Consider the following 23,636-nt stretch of genomic DNA (forward strand, 5'->3'; position numbering starts at 1 on the left):
TGAAGGAGAACGGGGTTAGAAGCTGGAGGCCGCGTATTTTTTGCGCAGGCGGTTGCGGATGAGGATGGCCGTGAGGTTCATGACCACCACCAGCAGGATGAGCAGCAGCGTGGTGGCGAAGACCATGGGCTGGGCGGCGTCCGAATCCGGGGACTGGAACCCCACGTCATAGATGTGGAAGCCCAGGTGCATGAATTTGCGCTCCAGGTGGATGAAGGGGCCTTCCCCGTCAATGGGCAGGGAAGGGGCCAGCTTCACCACGCCCGTGACCATGAGGGGGGCCACTTCCCCCGCGCCGCGGGCCATGGCCAGGATGAGGCCGGTCATGACGCCCGGCAGGGCGCTGGGCAGGATGATGCGCTTGATCATCTGCCATTTGGAGGCTCCGCAGGCCAGGGCCGCCTCCCGCAGCCCGCGGGGGACGGCGGAGAGGGCCTCTTCCGTGGAGACGATGACCACGGGCAGCGTCATCAGGGCCAGCGTGAGGGAGGCCCACAGGATGCCGGAGGTGCCGAAGGTGGGCGTGTTGTCCACGGCCAGCTTTTTCCAGTAGAAGAGTTCGTCAATCGTTCCGCCCAGGTAGTAGACGAAGAAGCCGAGGCCGAAGACGCCGAAGACGATGGAAGGCACGCCCGCCAGGTTGTTCACGCAGATGCGCACGGCCTGCACCAGAGCTCCCTGCCTGGCGTATTCCCGCAGGTAGATGGCGCCGATGACCCCCACGGGCGTGACCAGCGCGCTCATGAGCAGGGTCATGATGAAGGTGCCGAAGATGGCGGGGAAGATGCCGCCTTCCGTGTTGGCCTCCCGCGGGTCATCCATGATGAAGTGGTACAGGTTGTGGAGGAAGACGCCGCATTTGCCGAAGAAGCCCAGGTCGTTCGGCTGGTAGCCGTAAACGATTTTGTCCATGCCGGTTTCCTTCTTCTCCCCGTCTCCCAGGGCATACACGAGCGTGTCCCGGCCCTGCTGTTCCCTCAGCCTGTCCGATTCTGCGGTGTACTGGGCGTATTCCGCGTTGAGCTGCTCCACCCTGGCGCGGAGCCGGTCCAGTTCCCCCGCCGGGTCATCCATGTTTGTGAGGATGGGGTTTTCCCTGGGCGTGGCCGTGCGCCGTCCGTTTTCCTCCCGGATGTCATAGGAGCGTTCAATGGCCTTGATGTCCAGCTTGGCGTCCGCCAGCCGGGTGTTGACGGCGCCGATGTCTTTGGCGTCAATGGCCTTGATGTCGTCCCGCAACTCCGCTTCCCGGTCCAGCGCGCGGCGGAAGGCCGTCATGAATTCCGGGGAGGAGGCCGGGACGGTTTCTCCGGAGGCCAGCTTGAGCTCCAGCGGTTTGACCAGGGCTTTTCCTCCCTCCATGCGTTCCAGGCACAGGAGCCCTTTTGGGGTGGAGGAGGCGGTGACGTGGTGCGCGTCCACGTAGCGGTAGGATTGCCCGTAGGCTTCCTTGCTTCCGGTGAAGAGCTGGTATTCCCGCACGTCCCTCGCCACGGAGCCGGGGAGGGCGGGGTCCGCGGGCATGTGGCGCGTCTGGTCCTTCGTGATGCCGGCGTACAGGACGAGCGGCTTTTCCCCTTGTGAAGCGGGGGCGATCGTCAGTTCATGGACGGTTTTGGGCCAGAAGGCCTCCAGGCCGTTGAAGACGATGATGCCCAGCAGGCCGAAGATCATGATGAGGCCCAGGGAGAGCCCGATGGAGGTGAGCCAGATGTTGACTTCCCCCAGGGGGCGTTTGGGGGCGGGCGGAAGGCTGAAGTCCTGTTTCATGGAAGATGGATTGGAAGAGGGGGGAAGTCTCAAACGACGTTGAAGCGTTTGCGGAGCCGCTGGCGCACGATTTCCGCCAGGGTGTTCAGGATGAACGTCATGGAGAAGAGGATGAGGCCGCCCAGAAAGAGGACGCGGTAGTGGGTGGAGTCCTGCGCCGCCTCCGGCAGTTCCGTGGCGATGTTGGCGGAGAGGGTGCGCATGCCGTTGAAGATGTTCCAGTCCATGATGGGGGTGTTCCCCGTGGCCATCAGCACGATCATGGTTTCCCCCACCGCGCGGCCCAGGCCGATCATCAGGGCGGAGAAGATGCCCGCGGAGGCCACCGGAAGGACCACGGTGCGGACCATCTGCCAGCGGCTGGCCCCCAGGGCTTCCGAGGCGGCGATGAGGGAGGGGGGACGTTGCTCAGGGCGTCCTCGGAGATGGTGAAGATGACGGGGATGACGGCAAAGCCCATGATGAACCCCACCACCAGGGAGTTGCGCTGTTCATAGGGCATGCCGAAGCCGTTGCGCCACAGGTCCGCGAAGCTGGCAGCCTGGAAGTCCCCCGCGCCCCACAGGCCCATGACGCCGCGGCAGAGGCTGATGAAGGGCTGCTCCAGCCAGTAGCCCAGGTATTCCCAGCAGAACCAGGCGCAGAGCAGGATGACGGGAGTCATGACGATGTATTCCACGCCGCGGCTGAATTTGTTGCGCCAGGCCGCGGGCCGCGTGGTCCAGAACCACGCGATCAGGGCCGCCAGGCCGGGAATGAGGACGGCCATGCAGAGCAGGGCGGGCACCTTGTCTTCCATTCTGGGGGCCAGGTAGAGGGCGCCGAAGAAGCCCAGCACCACGGAGGGAAGGGACGCCATGATTTCCATGACGGGTTTTACCACCCGCTTGACGGAGGGGGCCATGAAGTGAGCCGTGTAAATGGCGGCCATGACCGCTACCGGAACGGCGAAGACGAGGGCGTACAGGGTGCCTTTCAGCGTGCCGAAGACCAGGGGCATCAGGGAGAGCTTGGATTCATAGTCGTCCGTGCCGCCCACGGATTGCCAGAGCCATTTGGGGGAGTCATACCCTTCATACCAGATTTTCCCGGCCAGGGCTTTGGAGCCTGCTTCCGGGTGCCTGTCTTCCATGGAGAAGAAGTGGACCTTTCCCCCGGCGTCCACGGCAATGGCGGAGTTGAATTCCGTGCTGGCCGCCAGCTGGACGGGGGTGAATTCCAGCGGGTCGCTGCTCCAGCGGACGTCAGCCGTGGTTCCGTAGCAGAGCCTGAGTTCCCGCGGAGTGGAGACCAGGAAGGAACGGTTGATGCCGGAGGCGGCGTAATGCTGCACCGGGCCGTCCAGGGGGGGGAACTGCCTGGTCTGCCCGAAGAGGCGCAGGGCGGGGCCGTCCGGGCGGGGGTGGGGATACAGGCTGAAAATTTTAAGGCTTCCCTTGTCGCCGCCTATCACCAGGGACATGTCCCCAAAGAGCCAGTTGACGGAGGTCATTTTTTCTCCGCTTCCCAGGGGGGACGGAATGGTTTGGCGCTTGACCCACGTTTCCCCGTCTTCATCATAGGAGAAGTAAAGGAGTTTGTCCGTGTCCGTAGCGATGACGAGGCTGTCTCCGGAGGCGCCGGGCAGCAGGGCGGCGGGGCGGCCTTCAAGCTGGTCCGTCAGGTCATGGAAGCCGGAGGGGGCCAGCTCCCCTTCATGGAGCAGGGAGCGGGATTCCTCCAGCGTCATCAGCAGGAGGCGCGGACCCTGTTCCGTCTCCGCGGTCGCGGTGAAGATTTTCCGTTCCCCCGCGTCCGCGTAGGCTATGCGGGATATTCTGCCGGGAACGGAGCCGCTTTCCGTCAAGGGATAGAGCGGGCTGGTTTCCGTTCCGGCCTTGTCCGGGCCGTGCGCGTTCGCCTGGCCGTGGATGTTGAGCCCGGAATGGACGGAGATGAGGCCTGCCTTGCCGGATTCCGTGGCGATGGCGTAGGCCGCCAGGGATGAATCATAGGAATGGGCGCAGACGGTTTCCCCGTCCGGCAGGGATACGGGAGCGGGATTCAGGTTCCCGGTTGCCTTGTCCAGAAAGAAGACGTTTTTGCCGTTGTCATAGACGAAGGGGAGCGTGCCGGAAGGGTCCAGGCCCCAGGTTCCCTGGACAGGGGCGGACGGCGCGAGGTGCTGCCGTTCTTCCACGTCCGCGCCCTGGAAGAGGGGAATGGTGACGGCCAGCAGAAAAAAGAGGATGCCGAAAACGGCTACAATGACGGTAAAACCCCCGCCGATGATGGTTTTAGTCATGATGCGGTCAAACCACAGCGTGGTTTTTGCCACCTGGAAGCGTTCCGGAACGGGCTTGGGCTTCTTGGGGGGCGCGGGAGAAGGGACTTTGGCGCTCATGACGGCAGGCGGTGGAGAGGGGAGTTGGGGGCAGGACTCCGGCGGGAAGGCCGCAGTCCTGCCCCGGCATGTGTTGATGGCGTATGGAAGGGGTGTTTATTCAATGCTCTTGAGGACATCCGCGCTGACCTTGGCGGGAATCGGGTAATAGCCGTCCTTGGTCACGATTTCCTGGCCGTCCTTGGAGACGATGAACTTGATGAATTCCCTGGTCAGGGTGTCCAGGGGTTCGCCGGGCTTCTTGTTGACGTAAATCAGCAGGTAGCGGGAGAGCGGGTATTTGCCGCTGATGCAGTTGTCGTAAGAAGGCTGCACGGCCACCTGGCCGCCTTTTTCCGCCAGGGAGAGGGTTTTCACGCCGGAGGTGACGTATCCGATGCCGGAATAGCCGATCCCCTGTTCGTCGGAGCTGATGCCCTGCACAACGGCGGAGGAACCGGGCTGTTCCTTCACGGAGTTTTTGTAGTCCCCCTTCTTCAGGGCGATTTCCTTCACGAAGCCGTTCGTGCCGGAGGCGCTGTTACGGCCGTAGATGGAGATGGCTTTTCCCTTCATGGAGGGGACGCCCGCATCGCCCCAGTCGGAGATGTTGGAGCCCCCGCGCTTGAAGGTGGAGGAGAAGATGGAGTCAATCTGCGACAGGGAAAGGGCCTGGATGGGATTGTTCTTGTTGACGAAGAAGGCCACGGCGTCCAGGGCCACCTTGATTTCCGTCGGCTTGTAGCCGTATTTGGCTTCAAAGGCGGCGATTTCCTCCCGCTTCATCTGGCGGCTCATGGGGGCGAGCTGGGCCGTCCCTGCCGTGAGGGCGGGGGGAGCCGTGGAAGACCCTTTGCCTTCAACGCCTATTTTGACGCTGGGGTACTTCTTGCTGAATCCTTCCGCCCAAAGGGTCATCAGGTTGTTCAGCGTATCGGAACCGACGGCGCTCAGGTTGCCGGAAACGCCGCTGGTGGGCGCATACGGCTTGATGCTGCTGTCAACGGTTACTTTCTCGGCGGCCATGCTCAGGGAGCTGAGAGCGGCTGCGATGGTCAGGATTTTGGCGACAAATTTCATGGCGTCTTTTCTGTTGTGTTGCGTCTTCCGCTTCCCGGACTGTGGCGCCGTTCATGCCGGAAGACGGGGAAGTGATACCCTCCCGCCCCCATGGTGAGGAAGTGAAACCTGGTTAAGAAATCGTCACAAACTGCAAGGATGTGGTTGTGGGGGCTGTCTTTGGGGGTGATAGGGGTGATAGGGGTGATAGGGGTGATAGGGAAGGCCCCATTACCCCTATAAACCTTATAACCCCTATCTTGCCTTCCCTTCCTCCCCGGAGCATAAAAAGAGCCGCTCCCCGTGGATGGGAAGCGGCGCTGGCCGGGAAGAAGAAAAAAACTCTCTCTCTCTTTTATTACACCTCCTCGGGAGACAGCCAGCGGAAGGAGACGATGTTGAACTTCCTCCCGAACGCCTTGTTCACCGCGCTCAGCTCCGTCTCCTCCAGCGCTCCGCTCTTCATGTTGATCTTCTTGACCGGCGTCTCCGGGCTGTCCACCGGGTCCACGTAGTTGATCCCTCTCTGCACCACCGCCTCGCACCACGCCCGCGACAGCACCACACCCTCGCGGTTGGTCAGCTCCCCGTAGGCCCGGATCGTAAACGTGTCGTCGCGCGTCGTTAAAATATTGCCCAGCACCGCCAGCACGTCGGACTGGATCAGGTAGCCGGGAGCCGCCGTGTACACCGATCCCTTGGCCGCGTCCTGGTTCGGGTACCCTCCCTTGGGCGTGATGACCATGTCGGAGAGTTCGTCAAAGGTGCTGTTGATGGAGCTTTCGTCGATGGCCGCCTGAAGCGCCCCCTTCACCCCCATCTCCCCGCTCTGCAGGCGGCGGTTGACGAAGTCGGACATGTTCAGGAAGGGACCCCTCTTCTTGACCTCCTGGACCATGTTCCGGGCCAGGGACTTGATCTGCGAGTCGCTGAGCGTTCTGAGGTCGGACCACGCCATGGCCTCCCCGTCCGGGATGCCCTGGGTTACGCCCACCGAGCCGTAGTCGTCCACGTGGGACTTGTCGCTGCTGGCCACCCCGAAGCGGGAGAAGGCCGTCTGGCTGTTGTTGAGCACGGAGGGAGTCCCGCTCCGGGAGTAGAGGAGCTTGCGCTTTTTGAGCCCAAGCAGGGTGGCTTCCCAGGCGCGCTGGGAGGTGGAGTTGACGTTGAAGCCCCCGGCCACGGTGAGGTACTTGGAGGCGTGCTTGTAGCCTTCGTCGGTCTTGGAGAGTTCTTCGACGACGGCCTCGGAGGGCTTGCCCTGGAGGTCGGGCACGAAGCGCCTGTTGGCAATGCCGGCGGCCCTGTTGGAGGAGGCGTCCGTGGAGAAGGCCTGTTGAAGCACGGTTTTAAGTTCCTCCCTGCCCGTGCCTCCGATGCTGGAGGGGCGCGCGGCCAGGGAGGAGGCGAACCAGGAGTCCCAGAGGGCGTCGTTGACCATCAGGCCGTGGTCCCAGAAGTCGCCCAGGGAGGCGTCTCCCATGATTTCATTGTGAGAGAAGACCTTGTCGGGCGGGAGCATGGGGTCGGCAAAGGCGTTGCCGATCCCCACGCCCGGCACGCCGGACTGGTAGGCGAAGCGCTTGGCGACGGCCGCCTTGGAGTCGCTCCTGTACCATCCCGGGGTGAGGCGGCAGCCTGCGAAGCCGGCGAGGCTGGAGGGCTGCTGGAAGGGGAGTTCCGCGGCCACGATCTTGTTGACCTGCTCGGCGCCCGGTCCGCCGAAGGGGGAGAGCCTGGTGCCGTCGTTGGAGAGGATGTTGGAGATGGTGATGGGGAAGAAGTCGCTGTTGGCGTTTTTGACTTCAAACTGGTAGGGGCTGTAGAGGCGTCCGAGCTCAGAGGCGGTGGGCATCTGCCCACCCCAGAAGAGAGGGCTGGAGTGCTGCCATGTCTTGGCGCGGTAGTCCTTGCCTTCCGGGTAGGCTCCGATCACCGGGGGCTTGCCCCATTTGACCGATACTCCGTAGTAGGCCACGAACGTGGAATCCTGGGCCGCAGAGCCGTATTTGCCGCGGCGTTTCAGGTTGTCGTCCGGTCCTTCATTGTCCAGGAACATGTCCGCAGGCAGTTTGACCTGGTCAAGCAGGGGCTTTTCCCACGCGCCCCAGTTCAGGTTCAGAATAGAGGGCATGGCTTTGGAGAAAACATTCATGTCTGCTCCGGTGTTTGCGGTTAAATTCCCTGCTTTGCCAATTTGCTTGGGATCCATGATGCCGGAAACCATGACGATGGAGCCGAGTTTGTTGGAACTGGAGAAAAATTCGTCTGTATACTTGGTGCAGAGAACAACGCTGTTAGGCGTGTAATTGAGATCATCCAGCGTTTCCGCAAATTTGATGGACATCATGGCCGTCCCCCTGTCTTCATAACCGCTGCCGGAAAGATACTGGTACTGAATGCCGTCAGCCTGGTTGATAGCATAGGAACTGACCTGTCCGGGGCTCTGGTCCCAGCCTTCCTTGAAAGCAAAGTTGTCCACGCGCACATCGTTCTTGTTTGCCTTGGATTGCGTGACCATGTTGCCGTGTTCGATCCGTTCGACGACGGGATGGGCGAAAATGACGATTTCGCCCGCTTTGAGCGTGGAAGGCTCCCCGGCTTTTCCTACCCCTCCCGACGTTAATTGCGACGTTTTCCGGAAGGAGGCTCCAAAGTCGGCAATCTGGCGGTTGTTATAGCCGTCGTTGGGGGAATACGGGGAAAAGGGTGATTCTGAGTAGGTGGCCGTAGAGGGATCCCAGTTTTCGATCAGATTGCCTTGCATGCGGCCATAATTATTGGTCTGCATGAGCGGCATGTAGCGGTGCTCTCCGAAGAAAGAGCCCCAGGGACCGCCTTCCGCTCCCTGGAATTTCATGTCCACGTTGTACGGGTTCCACCAGACATACACCGGGATCACGGAAACGCGCACGTCAATATGGCCTCCGCGGGCTCCGTGCTGGGCCTCGCGTTTGACGTACTGAATCCCTACGAAGGAGTAGAAGCGCAGCAGGATGGGATGGCGCATGTACGTGTAGCGGTTGTCCATCATTTCCATGTTTGCGGCGGCATCAGCCGCAATCAATGTGCTGGGGGAGCGGCCGTCCCATTGCAGGGCGGCGGAAGTGTCCTGGCCTTCCCTCTTCGTGGAGGAGTCCCACACGTTGGCCCACAGGTAGAGCTGGTTCCAGGAACCGATCGGGCGGTTCTGCTCAGTTGGGCTGCCGTCCTCTGACGTGTACGGGCGGAGGCCGATATCAGAGGTGTCTCCACGGAAATCTTCAGGCAGTTTTTCCTGTGAAAACATGATGTTCAGGTCTTTTTTCAATCCACCGAATTTAGAATCCGATTTTTCTTATAAATACCATAATATAAGATTTTAAGAACTGATTATCATAAAAATGCATTCTCCCCGCTTCCTTCCTCCTTCCAGATGGTTTCTCCGTCAATTTATTCTGCCTGCAATGCGCTTGTTTGAAGCAATTTTGAGCTTGCATGGACTGCCTCTTTTTTGTATTGACTAGAGTTAAGAATTGGCTCTTCGCACCTTCGTGACAGTGGGGATTTTTATATCCTCAAACTTGAGCGGAAAAGTGCACGCCGGAACCCACCATTTTCATGAAGATTAAACATTTCACTAAACGTCCTATCAGGCATGTCAGCAAAGGTTTTGCCCTGATTGCCACCATCACCCTGATGATGCTCCTGGCCCTTCTCAGCGTTGGCCTTCTCACCATCGCATCCTCACAGGTCCGCATTTCCGAAAAACAGCTCTTTGCCGCGGAGGCCAAATCCCTCGCCAGGTTTTCCTTGGAAGTGGCCCTCGGGCAGCTCCAGTGTGAGCTGGGGCCCGACCAGCGCGTTTCCGCCAACTCGGGCATCCTTTCCTCCGGCGCCAGCGAAGGCAACGCCCCGTACATCCTGGGCGTCTGGAACAGCTGGGATACCTGGCTCAACAAGACTAACTCCCAGGGCATGAACATTTCTTCCACCTACGATACGGGAAGAAAGTCCATGTTCCGCCGCTGGCTCATTTCCGACCCGGACCTGCGCAGGCTCAGCACGCTGGAAGCGGGCAAAAGCCTGCTGGGCAAACGTTCCCTTACCAACCAAAATTTCCGCAGTGTCGCCTTGGTGGACCATGGCACGGTGGGAACGCCCGTAGGCGCCAAGAACCAGGACAAAAAGGAAATCTACGCCCGCATGGTGCGCGTGGACGATTCCTCCAAGACCATGGGGCTGAAAAAGAACGCTAACTCACGTAAATACATTGCGTGGTGGGTAACGGGAGAAAACCAGAAGGCGCGCATCAACCTGATGCCGCATGCCTCGGAAGAAAGCACGGATGCCCTGACGGTGATGCGCTCCACGTGGGACACGCCCGGTCCTGATTTGGAGCCCCTCAACCTTTCTTCCATGATGGCATCGAGTTCCGGAAACGACATGTCCACAGTCAGAAAACTCATTTCCCTTGATTCTCTGCTGGCTAACAGTAAAAACGGCCGGCTGAAAGACTTGGGAGAGGTGTACCATGACATCTCCCTGGTTTCTTCCAGCCTGCTGACGGATTCTAAATTCGGAGGTCTTAAAAAGGACCTCAACATTATGTTTTCCCAGGAAAAGCTGCCTGAGGACTTCCGCGGAGACACCTCGGATATCGGTCTCCGGCCGTATACGTCCGAGGACGGAAACCCATCGGAACAGAACCGCCCGATCGGTTCCTGGAACCAGCTCTACCTGTGGGCCAACGTGTGGGACTCCTCCACGAAGAGGGACGGACAAGATTCTTCCGCCACCCTGCAATGGAATGGGCGCTCCCCCAGCACATTGATTGCGGCGGACTCTGCGGCCAGTATGGAAATGATGGACAACCGCTACACGTACATGCGCCATCCCATCCTGCTGCGCTTTTATTCTTTCGTGGGACTTAACTATGTCAAACACGGCAACAAGCATCCCAACCGCGGTGGATGGATTGACTTCCGTATCGCCGTCATTCCGGTGTACGTCTGGTGGAACCCCTACAATGTGGATATGAAACTGACCGGAGCCGACGGCGGCGTCTGGGGCGCCTACTTCGGCGAACATCGTTTCATGCCCCTGCTGCTTTCCCACAATATCAAATTCGCATGGAACCAGCTGGATGAAGGCCAATTGTCCAATTACGGGGAATCCTGCCTGGTCCCCTACTTAAACGCTTCTTATAACAACCGCCAGGTAGCCGACTTTGGCGCCTCTTTCCGCACCACATCCAAACTCAGTGGAGATGGGGCCACGATCAAGGGAGAACCTTCTACCTTGAAGGCTGGAGAAATCGTTGTCTTTGCCCAGCCGGTCGTTTCCAACATTGCCAATGGCAATGAGGTTTATAAGACAAAACCCAACAGCGGTGATTTCAAACCGGACAGGTTCCCGCTCAAGGAAGGTTGGTCCCAGGAGCCTGGCCAGGTCAGCTCCTATGCCGTCAACCTGACGGACGGTGTTCGCTACGAACTGCTGGACGGCAGTGGATATAATCAGCAGGGCATCGCCAAGGCTTCCATTATCTTCGCGGAAGATACCAGCCAACTCAATGGTACGCCCGATAATCATGTCCTCGCCGTCAAATACGGGGACAAGGGAGCATCAAAGGCCTTGGGAACCTTCGTCATGGGGGCCGGTCTCATGAATCCCAACAAGATGAACAGCTCCTCCTCCCTGAATGGGAAAAACACGGCTGAAATCGACATCTTCGCCAAAACCATGCCGGCTATCCTCAACCTGAACTGGGGCGCGTGGGAAAAACCTCTGGTCGACCAGATTAAACTTCCGGCGGAAATGTGGGAACATAATGAAGGCACCAATGAAGAAGCCAAGAAGGCGGGCGAATACGGAACTCCCTCTTTGGATTCCACATTCATCGCCTACTACGGGGTATCGGTCAAATGGGGCAAGCCCCCGGTGATCGGAGCCTACCCGGAAGGCAAGGACTACCGCGCCAAGACATGGCAGCACTCCAGCCCTCTCTTCTGGGGTGGGCAGATGCCCACCGCCTCTGAGCTCGGACGCCTCTACAGCCCCTACCAGTTTGAAGTCAAAAACGCCAACAGCGACTTCTTCCCCATCACCATCTCCAACATCCTCTCCAACGACGGCACCAGGCTCTCCCCCTTCGGCGGACCGGGCGCCGAGCAGGTCAACAAGATCGTGGCCGCGGAACTCCCCTTCCAGCAGCCCTCCAGCCTCGCCGGCTTCGCAGGCTGCCGCCTCACCCCGGGATGGTACAGGAGCGACTCCAAGGCGGCCGTCGCCAAGCGCTTCGCCTACCAGTCCGGCGTGCCGGGCGTGGGGATCGGCAACGCCTTTGCCGACCCCATGCTCCCGCCCGACAAGGTCTTCTCTCACAATGAAATCATGGGAGACGCCTCCCTGGGCGACTTCTGGGACCACGGCCTGATGGTCAACGACGCCCTCTGGGACTCCTGGTTCGCCTCCTCCCTGGCCGCGCGCCCCTCCAGCATCGGAGGCACGGGCAGGGAGGAACTTAAAACCGTGCTTCAACAGGCCTTCTCCACGGACGCCTCCTCCAACAGGGCCGCCGGCATTGCCAACAGGCGCTTCGTGCCCGACCTCCAGGGCAAGCCCTCCGAGGCCGTCGTCGAAGAACTCTCCAAGACCGACGAAGGCTACAAGCACGCCTCCAAGTACCTCACCGTGGCCGGGGGCTTCAACGTCAACTCCACCTCCCAGCGCGCCTGGGAAGCCACCCTGCTTGGGCTCAAAAAGCGCAAGCTCCTCTACTCCCGGAGCGGGACTCCCTCCGTGCTCAACAACAGCCAGACGGCCTTCTCCCGCTTCGGGGTGGCCAGCAGCGACAAGTCCCACGTGGACGACTACGGCTCGGTGGGCGTAACCCAGGGCATCCCGGACGGGGAGGCCATGGCGTGGTCCGACCTCAGAACGCTCAGCGACTCGCAGATCAAGTCCCTGGCCCGGAACATGGTCCAGGAGGTCAAGAAGAGGGGTCCCTTCCTGAACATGTCCGACTTCGTCAACCGCCGCCTGCAGAGCGGGGAGATGGGGGTGAAGGGGGCGCTTCAGGCGGCCATCGACGAAAGCTCCATCAACAGCACCTTTGACGAACTCTCCGACATGGTCATCACGCCCAAGGGAGGGTACCCGAACCAGGACGCGGCCAAGGGATCGGTGTACACGGCGGCTCCCGGCTACCTGATCCAGTCCGACGTGCTGGCGGTGCTGGGCAATATTTTAACGACGCGCGACGACACGTTTACGATCCGGGCCTACGGGGAGCTGACCAACCGCGAGGGTGTGGTGCTGTCGCGGGCGTGGTGCGAGGCGGTGGTGCAGAGAGGGATCAACTACGTGGACCCGGTGGACAGCCCGGAGACGCCGGTCAAGAAGATCAACATGAAGAGCGGAGCGCTGGAGGAGACGGAGCTGAGCGCGGTGAACAAGGCATTCGGGAGGAAGTTCAACATCGTCTCCTTCCGCTGGCTGTCTCCCGAGGAGGTGTAATAAAAGAGAGAGAGAGTTTTTCTTCTTCCCGGCCAGCGCCGCTTCCCATCCACGGGAAGCGGCTCTTTTTGCGCTTCCGGGGAGGGAAGGAAAGAAAGATAGGGGTTATAAGGATTAGAGGGGTAATAGGGATAATGGGGACGGGATGGAAGACGGGAAGTGGGGGTGTTGCACAACTGTAATTCTGCCAATGCGTTGCTGATTGTGACGATTTCTTAACCAGGTTTCTTTTCCTCTCCTTGGGAGAGGATAGGTGCCGTTGGATAGAAGGAGGGGGCCTTCCTGGAAAGATAAAAGCGGTAGTTTATTCCACAGCCGGTTTCATATGTTGGAGACTTGCAAAGAATACCTTCATTTTTGCTTTTCTGTTCCGGTAACGGGAAGAGCGCTGCTGGAGAATGCATTTTTTATGGGCAAAGGAGTGGTGGTCAACATGCCTTTCAGAAGAATGAGGCGTCGAATGGATAACGGGATGTCCTGAAACTGCAATAAGGTTTCAAGTTTCCTTAATAGGGGAAAGCCGGAACGCAAGCCGGGTAACGGCGGATGCCGTTCAGCGTGCGGAGATGTGGCGGCTCCTGAAACCGAAGCCGACGGCAAAGGTGACCAGGGTGCCGATGGTTACGCGCCATGGAAAGGCTATTTCCGGAATATATTGCCTCCAGTCGGCGGGCAGGGGGATGAGTTCGGTCAGCAAGGCAATGACCAGGAAGCCTGCCGCCATGGCAATGATGTTTCCTGAATCGTTTCCTCTGGTGCGCGTCAGCATCCCGAGCAGGAAGATGCCAAGCAGCGAGCCGTAGGTGTAGCCGAAGATGCCCAGGGCGATTTGAATGATGCGGACTTCCGGGTGGTGCACCACGTACCACGCCGTGATGGAACCGACGAGGATGAGCAGCAGGGAGAAGCCGGCCGTTCCCCAGCGCACGCACCGGAGGAGCTGACGTTCCGTGGCTTCCGGTTTGAATACTCCCTGGTACCAGTCCTTGGTGGCGGTGGTTGCCAGGGAGTTGAGAGCGGTGGACAGGGAACCCATGGCGGTTGCCAGGAGCCCGGCGATCAGCAGCCCCCGGATGCCGTTGGGCAGTTCATGGATGATGAAGTAAGGGAAGACATGGAGCTGCGGCGTGTCTGCGGGGAGGGACGCCGGATTGTACTGGTAGAAGACGTAGAGAAGAATGCCCGTGAAGAGGAAGACGATGACGATGGGGAAGTCCAGCAGCCCGGATACGATGACTGCCCGCGTTCCCGCCTTGCTGCTTTTTGCGGCCAGCATCCGCTGCACCATGTCCTGGTCCGTGCCGTGTGTAGCCATGGTGATGAAGGTCGCTCCCAGAAAGGCTGCCCATACCGTGTATTCCTGACCCAGGACATGGGCGCATTGCTGGAGGAAGTCCAGGCCTTCCTTGGTGCCCCACGAGAAGAATTTCCAGTCGTCCCCTCCGTTCATGGCGGCTGAGATGGAGTTCCACCCTCCGGGAATGTGGGAGAAGAGAACCCACAGGGCGGAGAGCATGGAGACGCCCAGCACGACGGCCTGGAGGACATCCGTCCAGACGACGGCTTTCAAGCCGCCGATGGCTGTGTAAATAGTGGTGGCGATGGAGATGACGACCAGCGCGGCAATGTAAAGCAGGACAATTTGGTTGGCGTCCGCCGTGGTGTCCGTCATGAATTGGTAGGCAATGACCAGCAGAATGCCTGCAAAGTAAAGTCTTGTTCCACTGGCGAGCACCCGGCTGACCAGGAAGACCATGGAGGCCGTGCGGCGCGTCAGGAGCCCGAATCTTTTTTCCAGGTATTCATAGATGGAGACCACCTTGTAGTCATAGTAGGGTTTGAGGAAGAGCTTGCCGACGATGATGCGGCCCAGGATAGTGCCGATGCAGAGCTGGGCGTACGTGAAGTTGCGGGTATGGTAGCCTTCCCCCGGAGCCCCCAGAAAGGTGGCCGCGCTGATTTCCGCCGCCAGGATGGAGGCCAGAATGGCCCACCAGGGCAGGGAGCGGTTGCCCAGGGCATAGTCCGTCAGGGAGTTCTGCCTGCGTCCCGCATAGATGCCAATGCAGAAGATAGCCAGAAAGTAGACGACGATGACAAGGAGGTCCGTGAACATGCCTGGAAAGAGAAGGCCTTTTCCGGAACAGGGTTTCCGGAAAAGGCCCCGGGCTTGGTGAAGGGTCAGGAGCGGCTCTTGTGTTCCAGCGCGGCTGAAACCAGACCGGAGAAGAGCGGATGAGCCCGGTTGGGTGCGGACTGGAATTCCGGATGGTACTGGCAGGCAATGAAGAAGGGATGGGAGGGAAGTTCCACGACTTCCACCAGGCCGTGTTCATCATTAACGGCGCTGATGACCATGCCTGCGTTTTCCAGTTCTTCACGGTAGGCCGGGTTGAATTCGTAACGGTGGCGGTGGCGTTCCGTGACGCTGTCCTTGCCGTACAGCTTGTGCGCCAGAGTTCCGGGCTGGATCAGGGCTTTATAGGAGCCCAGGCGCATGGTGGCCCCCATGGCTTTGATTCCTTTCTGCTCTTCCTGAAGGCTGATGACGGGGTGGGTGGATTTCTGGTCGAATTCCGTGGAGTTGGCATCGTCCATGCCGCAGATGTGGCGTGCGTATTCAATGACGGCTACCTGCATGCCCAGGCAGATGCCCAGGAACGGGATGCCCTTGGTACGCGCATATTCCACTGTTTGTATTTTTCCTTCAATGCCGCGGTCTCCAAAGCCGCCCGGCACTAGAATGCCGTCCACGGAACCGATCAGGGCATCCGCTCCTTTTTCTTCAATTTCTTCCGCGTCTATCCGGAGGATTTCCACGCGAGTGTCATTTTCAGCACCGGCATGAGTGAAGGATTCATAGATGGATTTGTAAGCGTCCTGAAGGGCGATGTATTTGCCGACTACGGCAATCCTTACGGAGTGGCTTGGGCTGATGACGCGCCCCACGTAACGCTGCCAGTCCGCCAGGTTGGGAGCGGGAACGTCCAGCCCCAGGCGCTTGGTGACGATGCGGTCTATTTTGTCCTGGCTGAGGTCCAGAGGACATTCGTAAATGGTGTTTTTAACGTCGCGGAAGGCGATGACATTTTTGGCTTCCACGTTGCAGAACATGGCGATTTTCCTCCTTTCGTCTTCGCTCATATCGTATTCCGTCCGGCAGATGATCACGTCCGGCTGAATACCGATTTCCCGGAGCTTGGCGACGGATTGCTGGGTGGGCTTCGTTTTCATTTCCCCGGCGGCCTTGATGTAGGGGAGCAGGGTGACGTGGATGAAGCAGACATTGTCGCGGCCCACTTCCAGCGCGAACTGGCGCAGGGCTTCCAGGAAGATGTGGCCTTCCATGTCCCCTACCGTGCCGCCGATTTCCGTGATGATGATGTCCACGTCCGATTGTTCCGTGACTTCATAAAGGCGGTTTTTGATTTCATCCGTGACGTGCGGAATGTATTGAACCGTTTTACCCAGATAGTCTCCCCGGCGTTCCTTATGCAGCACGCTTTCAAAGACCTGGCCGGAAGTAAGGTTGTTAAGACGGGAGAGGTTGCAATGGACGAAGCGTTCATAATGGCCCAGGTCCAGATCCGTTTCCGCCCCGTCGTTCAAGACGTACACTTCCCCGTGCTGGAACGGGCTCATCGTGCCGGGGTCTACATTCAAGTAGGGGTCAGATTTTTGAAGGGTGACCTTGAGACCGCAGCGTTCCAGCAGAGTACCGATGGATGCCGCCGCCAGTCCTTTGCCGAGAGAGGAGACAACACCACCTGTGACGAAGATGTATTTCATGATTATGGTTCTTAATGTATGTTTAATAAGATTTGTTCCACCTGGGCCGCCTGTTCCGGCGTGTCTACGCCCACGCTGACATGGTCCGTCAGAATGACTCTGATTCTGGCGCCGTTTTCCAGCGCGCGCAGTTGTTCCAGGGATTCCGTTTGTTCCAGGGGGGTGGGTTCCCAGCGCACGTAGTTTTCAAGGAAGTCCCGGCGGTAGGCGTAAATGCCCAGATGGCGCAGCGGGGGGGTGACGCGGGGATGGCGGGCATAGGGAATGACGGAACGGGAGAAGTACAGGGCGTCGCCGTTGCCGGCCAGGACCACTTTGACGATGTTCGGGTTGTCCAGGTCTTCCTGCGCGCTGATGGGGCAGGCCACGGTAGCCATGGACAGGGCCCCGTCAGAAACCAGCGCGTCCGCCAGCCTGTCAATCAGGGCCGGGTCAATGAGGGGTTCGTCTCCCTGGATATTGACCACATGAGTGGCGGAGGGGAAGGCTTGCACCGCTTCCGCCAGGCGGTCGCTGCCGCTGGGATGGTCCGGAGAGGTCATGATCGCCTTGGCGCCAAAGGCCACGGCGGTGTCGAAGATGCGCTGGTCGTCCGTGGCGATGGCGATGTCGTCAAGGCGGGAGCAGCGGGAAACGCGTTCCCATACGTGCTGGACAAGCGGTTTTCCTGCAATGAGGTGAAGCGGCTTGCCCGGAAATCTGGAGGACCCCCAGCGTGACGGGATGAGGCCGATGATATGATGAGGAGAGTCTGCTGCCATGAGAAGAGGAAACGCATCGAAAGGTAGCAACTCCCCTTGAATTAGTCCAGCCTCAAGCATCAGATACGCCCGTTTTTCCGGAGTAGGGGCGGAACGGTCAGGCGGAAATGGCGGGCGCGGCGGCAGGCTGCGGTTTTGCCTCCGTCTTCCGGATAATGAGCGGCATGTATTCCTTGCGGATGTGGAGGGATATGTACAGGCCTTCCTTTTTGGCGCAGGAGAAGAGCACCTTGATGATGGCCAGGGAGATGATGTCCATGGAGATGGTGGTACTATCCCCGAAGATCAGCAGAAAGGTGAGCGGCTTGATGAAGTAGACGGTTGAAACGTAAAGAATGCCCAGCTTGTATTTGTGGTTGCGGTAGATTCTGCTGACGATCCATGCATAGGTCATGCCGATGACGGACAGGATGAGGTACAGGGAAAGCCCCACGTAGCCGAGCGTTTGAATGGTGGAAATGGGGCCGCTGTGCCATAGCCCGTTCCAGGCAAAGGATGACTGGTCCTGGCTGAGGTTGTAGGCTTCCTCATAGATGTTGGCTTTCACGATGCTGATATCCCGTGAAAAGCCGTCTCCGAATACCTTGTCCTGAATGAAGTGTTCGCGGTCGTCCAGAGCCCATTCCCACATTTCAAAGCGCCAGTTCATGGACGCTTCCGCGTTTACTCTGGCTTGCATGCTGACATCCAGGAAAGGAAGGGCTGAAAGTGTGCGCTGGATACCGTAAGGAAAGGAATGGAGCATTCCTGCGGAGGAGAGGAGCAGAAGCAAAAGCATTCCGAAGATGGGAACCAGGATGCAGAAGAACCATCTTTTGTAGATCAGAGATATTGTGAAAAACAGGAGCAGAAGCTGCGCAATAAAGGAGCGGAATCCGCTAAACAGGACTCCGATGGTTCCAAGGACAAGAAGGGCGCCCCACCAGGGACGTTTGATCATCTGCCATACGGAGTAGTTGATGATGAGTAGTTGAACCGCCAATAGGGAAATTTGGAGGAAGGTCGATTGCCGCGTGTCTTCGGAGGCGGCGCTTGCCGAGACTGCGGCGGCGGCCGGGTTCGCTCCGGCAGAATTCGGTGAAAGGATGCCCTGGGCGGTTGAGATCAGCGTGAAGATAATGGTCAGAAAAACGGCCCATTGAAGCACCTTTCCCAGTTCATTGCTGGTGGTTTTCAGGGAGGAGAGGCAAAGATAGGCAAGGAGCGCCTGAAGGAAGAGGACGTATCCCTTGCCCCCGTAGTAGTCTTCCAGCACATTCAGGCCCAGGCCGAAGGGGTGGCTCAGGAAGACGTAGCCCACATGCATGAACAGCACGAGAATGACAGCGTCCAGGAGAGGGGCGGCATTCCATGTCAGGGTTGAACGCTTGAGCATGGCATTCCACAAGTAGAAGGGAATGGTAATGCCGTAGGCGAAGAGGGGTGCGTAGTCCTTTAGTTCCGGTATGGGCAGGAAGAGCAGGGGAAGCCATATCCACAGGTACCATACCTTTTCCTTCATCAGGAAAAGGACGGCCAGGAGGAAGGGGGAAACAGCCAGGGCGATGGAAAAGGGGTCTCCATCCGCCGACATGACGCCGCCTATGATGGCTAGGAGAATGGCAACTACTGAAATCAGTACAATTTTAAATAAATTACCATTCATAGGGCTGCCCGTGATTCCCGCATAAAAGACAATGGCGGGAAAGAGAGATGGATGGTGGAGTATAGGGGATTCGAACCCCTGACCTTCTCATTGCGAACGAGACGCTCTACCAACTGAGCTAATACCCCGTGGAAAATACCGGGGGGAATCTATTCCATCCGCCGCCTGAAAGCAAGAGGAATTCGTCAGGCAACGCAAATAAGATGGAAGATTTCGTGTTCCTTCTCCGCATGCCGCCGTTTCCTGTCCGGCGGAAGTCTGCCGCACGGGGGAGATTCATTTTTCCGGAAAGGGCCGGGAGGCGGCGCAATACGGGAACCGGGAAAAGGAATGCCTGTATTCCCGTAGAAAGCGGACGGCAGTTCAAAGAGCGGTGAATTTGATGTTCCGGACTCTGGCAAAGGCACGTTTCAAGCGGGAGGAAAGCCATTTTCCGCATGGTTGTTCAATGCCGTAATGCATGGCGGCTCCCACGGCAATCAACAGGAGCGCGGCGCATATCCAGAAGAGGATGGGACGGGTTCCGTACCGGTCCTGCGGCCAGATGTACTGCATGAATTGCAGGAGGGGAACATGCAGCAGGAAGACGGCATAGGTCAGGAGGCTGGCCCGGTTGGTCAAATGGATGAGCACCGCTGGAATTTTAACAGCCGGCGGCTGAGGGGATTTTGCCAGTGAGCACGCGCTGGCGACGGTCAGCACGGCAATCAGCGTGTCGGGAAGGAGGAAGGCCAGGGAGGCAACTTTCCCGCCGGAGCCCCACAAGGCGCCGATGAAGGTCTGGTAGAGAAGGTAGAGCACCCCGAAGGAGAACACAGCCGGGCTCCACCGGAAGAAGCGTTCGTGTTTTTTATAGAGCCGTGCCGCGCAGCAGCCGGCGAGAAATTGCCATAAACGGTAGGGCGGGAAGAAGTAAAGGCGTGCGACGGGTTCCAGGAACGTGCAGGCGACAGCGGTTACAAGGCCCAGCGCCAGCAGCAGGGGAAGGCGTTTCCTTCCATAGGCCACGAGAGGGAAGATAAGGACGAAGAGGATTTCCAGCTTCATGTACCATAAGGCATAATTGTCTCCCGTGTGCAGGTTCATGAATTGATTGCCGCCGAAGGAAACCAGCAGGACGCCGAGCAGGTTGTCCAGCTGGAATTGCTCCTTGTAGGAGACCAGGCTGGACAGGAGGATGGCCGTGAACAGGAGCGGCCACAGCCGCGCAAATTTGGAGATGTAGAAGGAGGGCGGACTGAACGAATTTTCTTTCAGGGTGAACGTCATCAGGAATCCGGAGAGGACGATGAACCAGTCCACGCCCACGGAGCCCGCAACGGGCGACCAGCGCGCCCAGTGGAAGGCGCAGATCATCAGGCAGAGGATGATGCGGATTAATGAGATGCCTGTAATGAAGGAGGAAGGGGCGCTCATTGGAACTGGAGCATCAGCGGTCCGGTTTGTTTTTAATGCGGCTCCTGAGGTGGGCTTCTTCAAAAAGGCCCTCCATGTACAGCCCCACGGCCTGCGCTTTTCTGAGGCTTTGGGCTGCATTCCTCAGGGCCGGAAGCGCTTCTTCGTAGGAAGGGATACTTCCTTTTTTGAGGGGGGAGGCTTCTACAAGGTGCCATCCCCACCGGCTTTTAAGAAGCACCGGCTTGTTGTCGGGAACGTTTGCCAGCTCCAGGCCCAGGGTTTCCCGTGCGCGGGCTGGGCTGACCCAGCCAAGTTCCCCGCCTGCGGGCGCGGAACGCTCGTCCTCACTGAATTCCCTGGCAAGCCGGGAGAAGGTTTCCCCGCCTTGCAGGCGCGCCAGCAGCGTTTCCGCCGCCTGTTTGACCTGGCTTTCATCCTTGTGCAGGGTAGCCAGGAAGATGTGCCTGGTTTTCCGGAGGTCAGGGGTTTTAAGCTGGTCCCGGATCAAATCATAATAGGTTTTCAGGTCTTCGTCGGACGGCTCTGCCGCCTGGGCGGTCGCCCGGTAGAGCTGTTCCGTCTGCTTGAGCCGCGCCGCTATTTTTTCCTGGAATTGCTGCTGCGTGAATTTCTGGTCATGCAGGGTTTTCAGGTATTGTTCCGTGTTCCCGTCAAAGCGGGAACGGATTTGTTCCGCGGCGCGCGCGGCTTCCGCATTGCGGTTGGGAAGCTGAAGGTCGTTGACGCTGGTTTTCAGGCGCAGGAGGGAGGAGCCGATCAGATCGTACCTGGCCCGCGGAGCCAGGTCTCCGGCTACGTCCAGTTCATGGGTGAGCCTGATGCCTCCGTCCATGTCCAGCACGGGAGGCTGGCGCAGGAGCCGGAGTTCCGCAACCCTCCGGGAGAGCTGGTTGGCGGTGACGGGTTCGCCGTAAACTTCCGCAATCCGGGCGGAGTTGTCTCCGGGCGGTCCCGGCATCGGTTTCAGGTAGGCGTCCATCCTGCCGGCCAGGAAGCCGTGCCAGAGAAACAAATCCCCCACCAGATAGAGCAGGAATGCTCCATAGATCACGAGCTTGAACGTGAATTTTCCAGTGGGGAACATGGGAGGGACAGGGAAGGAGCAAAGGGCCTAGTTTCCACCGCCGGAGTCTGCCAGACGGACGGATTCCGGGGGAAGGAAGTTGCGGAACCTCTTCTTTTCAATGCACTTCATGTAGGCTTCCTCCGGAGAGACGACGCCCTGCTGGAGTTTTTGCCAGATGGCGTCATCCATGAATTGCATGCCCATGGCCTTTCCGCCGACGATGACGTCAGGGATTTTCTGCGTGGCGCCTTCACGGATGATGGCCGCCACGGCGGGCGTGGCAAAGAGGATTTCATTGACGGCTACGCGTCCCGGCTTGTCGCTGCGCTTCATCAGGAGCTGCGCCACGACGCCGCGGAGGGAGCCCGCAAGCATGGTGCGCACCTGGGACTGCTGGTCGGACGGGAATACGTCAATGATACGGTCAATGGTTTTGCTGGCGTTGTTCGTGTGCAGGGTGCCGAATACCAGAAGGCCGGTTTCAGCCGCCGTGAGCGCCAGGGAGATGGTTTCCAGGTCGCGCATTTCACCCACCAGCACGATGTCGGAGTCTTCACGGAGGGAAGCCCGCAGGCCGTCTGCGAAGGAGGGTGTCTGGAGGGGCACTTCCCTCTGGGTGACGATGGATTTTTTATTGGGGTGAACGAATTCGATAGGTTCCTCCACTGTGATGATGTGCCTCGCCTGGTTGCTGTTGATGTAGTCAATGATGGCGGCCAGGGTGGTGGATTTACCGGAGCCCGTGGGCCCCGTGACCAGCACCAGCCCTGATCTCATGTGGGCGAATTCCTTGACGACCGTGGGCACGCCCAGTTCTTCCAGCGTGGCGATTTTTGTGGGAATGAGACGGAAGACGGCTCCCAGGCCGTGCTGCTGCCTGAAGTAGTTGCAGCGGAAACGGGAGGTTTCATCCATTTCATAGGCGAAGTCCAGATCCCCTTCTTCCAGGTATTTCTGGAAGGCCTGGGAGTCGCATATTTCCGCGAGAAGGTTTTTGAACGACTGGCCTTCCAGGTTTTCGTCGGAGATGGCGGAGATGGTCCCGTTGACGCGGATTTTCGGAGGCTGGCCTTCGCTGAGGTGAAGGTCGGAGCCGCCCGCTTCTACGAGGTATTTGAAGTATTGGTCGATAACAGCCATAACAGGAGTGTGTCAAAGTTAAAGGTTACTTGATTCCCAGGAAGGATTTCATGATGGTTTTGTCTTCCGCGCGGAAGATGCAGTCTTCCGTGGTGATGAGACCCGCCTGGTGCAGCGCCCGGAGGGAGTCGTCCATCAGGATCATGCCCTGGGCCTTCCCGGTCTGGATGCAGCCGGGAATCATGAATGTCTTTCCTTCGCGGATGCAGTTGGCGATGGCGGGTGTATTGACCAGCATTTCAATGGCCAGGGCGCGGCCGTTGCCGTCCGCCCTGGGAACGAGCTGCTGGGAGATGATGCCGCGCAGGGATTCACTGACCATGATGCGGATCTGGTCGCGCTGCTCCACCGGGAAGACGTCCAGCACGCGGTCCACCGTGCGGGCTGCGGACCCCGTGTGCAGGGTGCCGAGCACCAGGTGGCCGGTTTCAGCCGCCGTGAGCGCCAGGGAGATGGTTTCCAGGTCGCGCATTTCACCTACCATGATGACGTCCGGGTCTTCACGGAGGGCCCCGCGGAGGGCGCGCGCGAAGGATTCCGTGTGCTTGTGCACTTCACGCTGGTTGACGTGGCAGTTTTTGGAGGGAATCAGGTATTCGATGGGGTCTTCAAGCGTGATGATGTGGTCGTGGCGGTCCTGGTTGATGAAGTCCACGATGGAGGCCAGGGTGGTGGATTTACCGGAACCCACGGAGCCCGTCACCAGAATGAGGCCGTTGGTGTAGCGGGTGAGGGGCACCACGTATTCCGTCGGCAGGCCGATTTCCTCCATGGTGCGCACCCGCGTGTTGATGATGCGGAAGCAGATGTCATAGCCCAGGCGCTGCTTGACCACGGAAGCGCGGTAGCGTCCGAAGTCGTTGGCATAGGCAAAGTCCACGTCCCCCTTTAATTGAAGGCGGTTCCATTCCGGGTCTTCCAGAAAGCCCCTCGCCAGAACTTCCGTGTCCTGGGGCGTGAGATTGGGCGCTTCCTCCCAGATGGGGAGAAGCTGGCCGAACCGGCGCCAGGTGGGGCGGCTGTTGACGGCAAGGTGGATATCGGAACAGTCAAAGTCCTGTCCAAGCTTAAGATATCCGTCGACGTGGGGCAAAATGTATTCGCTCATGTTGTGAATGCAGCAAA

At 59.0% G+C, this 23,636-nt stretch carries 14 protein-coding genes and 1 tRNA gene; 1 reads left to right on the forward strand and 14 read right to left on the reverse strand.

Features of this window, described 5'->3' with window-relative positions:
- Positions 1–15 precede the first annotated feature (15 nt).
- The 5 genes from pstA to P8A25_RS03765 all read right to left on the reverse strand — a co-directional run bounded on the left by pstA (position 16) and on the right by P8A25_RS03765 (position 8,480).
- Positions 16–1,770, reverse strand: a complete 1,755-nt coding sequence (gene pstA, locus P8A25_RS03745; protein WP_215443665.1) for a phosphate ABC transporter permease PstA — start codon at positions 1,768–1,770, stop codon at positions 16–18.
- A 29-nt stretch (positions 1,771–1,799) separates the two neighbouring features.
- Positions 1,800–2,120: an ABC transporter permease subunit gene (locus P8A25_RS03750; protein ID WP_343207171.1), complete on the reverse strand. Its 321-nt coding sequence runs from the start codon at positions 2,118–2,120 to the stop codon at positions 1,800–1,802.
- Positions 2,066–4,153, reverse strand: coding sequence for a hypothetical protein (locus tag P8A25_RS03755; RefSeq protein ID WP_404838767.1), 2,088 nt, complete (start codon positions 4,151–4,153; stop codon positions 2,066–2,068). Before P8A25_RS03755 ends, P8A25_RS03750 begins: the two co-directional genes overlap by 55 nt.
- Positions 4,154–4,249: 96 nt before the next feature.
- Positions 4,250–5,212, reverse strand: a complete 963-nt coding sequence (locus P8A25_RS03760) for a PstS family phosphate ABC transporter substrate-binding protein (RefSeq protein WP_022397214.1) — start codon at positions 5,210–5,212, stop codon at positions 4,250–4,252.
- A 337-nt stretch (positions 5,213–5,549) separates the two neighbouring features.
- Complete coding sequence (locus tag P8A25_RS03765) at positions 5,550–8,480, reverse strand: hypothetical protein (RefSeq protein WP_404838768.1); 2,931 nt, start codon at positions 8,478–8,480, stop codon at positions 5,550–5,552.
- Between the two features lie 311 nt (positions 8,481–8,791).
- On the opposite strand from P8A25_RS03765, the gene P8A25_RS03770 reads away from it, so the two are divergent.
- Entirely contained in the window at positions 8,792–12,691 is a 3,900-nt protein-coding gene (locus P8A25_RS03770) for a hypothetical protein (RefSeq protein ID WP_404838769.1), read from the forward strand.
- A gap of 553 nt (positions 12,692–13,244) precedes the next feature.
- Here P8A25_RS03770 and P8A25_RS03775 read toward each other — a convergent pair.
- The 9 genes from P8A25_RS03775 to P8A25_RS03815 all read right to left on the reverse strand — a co-directional run bounded on the left by P8A25_RS03775 (position 13,245) and on the right by P8A25_RS03815 (position 23,619).
- Entirely contained in the window at positions 13,245–14,807 is a 1,563-nt protein-coding gene (locus P8A25_RS03775) for a sodium:solute symporter (RefSeq protein WP_022397537.1), read from the reverse strand.
- Between the two features lie 65 nt (positions 14,808–14,872).
- Positions 14,873–16,480, reverse strand: a complete 1,608-nt coding sequence (locus tag P8A25_RS03780; protein WP_404838770.1) for a CTP synthase — start codon at positions 16,478–16,480, stop codon at positions 14,873–14,875.
- Positions 16,481–16,491: 11 nt separating this feature from the next.
- Complete coding sequence (gene kdsB / locus P8A25_RS03785) at positions 16,492–17,241, reverse strand: 3-deoxy-manno-octulosonate cytidylyltransferase (RefSeq protein ID WP_102721039.1); 750 nt, start codon at positions 17,239–17,241, stop codon at positions 16,492–16,494.
- Positions 17,242–17,338: 97 nt separating this feature from the next.
- Positions 17,339–18,814: an O-antigen ligase family protein gene (locus P8A25_RS03790; protein ID WP_404838771.1), complete on the reverse strand. Its 1,476-nt coding sequence runs from the start codon at positions 18,812–18,814 to the stop codon at positions 17,339–17,341.
- A 124-nt stretch (positions 18,815–18,938) separates the two neighbouring features.
- A tRNA-Ala gene (locus P8A25_RS03795) sits at positions 18,939–19,014 on the reverse strand.
- 235 nt (positions 19,015–19,249) lie between these two features.
- Complete coding sequence (locus P8A25_RS03800; protein WP_215442784.1) at positions 19,250–20,302, reverse strand: acyltransferase; 1,053 nt, start codon at positions 20,300–20,302, stop codon at positions 19,250–19,252.
- A 13-nt stretch (positions 20,303–20,315) separates the two neighbouring features.
- A complete protein-coding gene (locus tag P8A25_RS03805) occupies positions 20,316–21,389 on the reverse strand; it encodes a peptidylprolyl isomerase (protein ID WP_215442783.1) in 1,074 nt (357 codons plus the stop codon).
- 27 nt (positions 21,390–21,416) lie between these two features.
- A complete protein-coding gene (locus P8A25_RS03810) occupies positions 21,417–22,511 on the reverse strand; it encodes a type IV pilus twitching motility protein PilT (protein ID WP_022397531.1) in 1,095 nt (364 codons plus the stop codon).
- A gap of 25 nt (positions 22,512–22,536) precedes the next feature.
- Positions 22,537–23,619, reverse strand: a complete 1,083-nt coding sequence (locus tag P8A25_RS03815) for a type IV pilus twitching motility protein PilT (RefSeq protein ID WP_022397530.1) — start codon at positions 23,617–23,619, stop codon at positions 22,537–22,539.
- Positions 23,620–23,636 lie beyond the last annotated feature (17 nt).

This window comes from Akkermansia sp. BCRC 18949, from assembly GCF_045011645.1.
Taxonomy (GTDB): Bacteria; Verrucomicrobiota; Verrucomicrobiia; order Verrucomicrobiales; family Akkermansiaceae; genus Akkermansia; species Akkermansia massiliensis.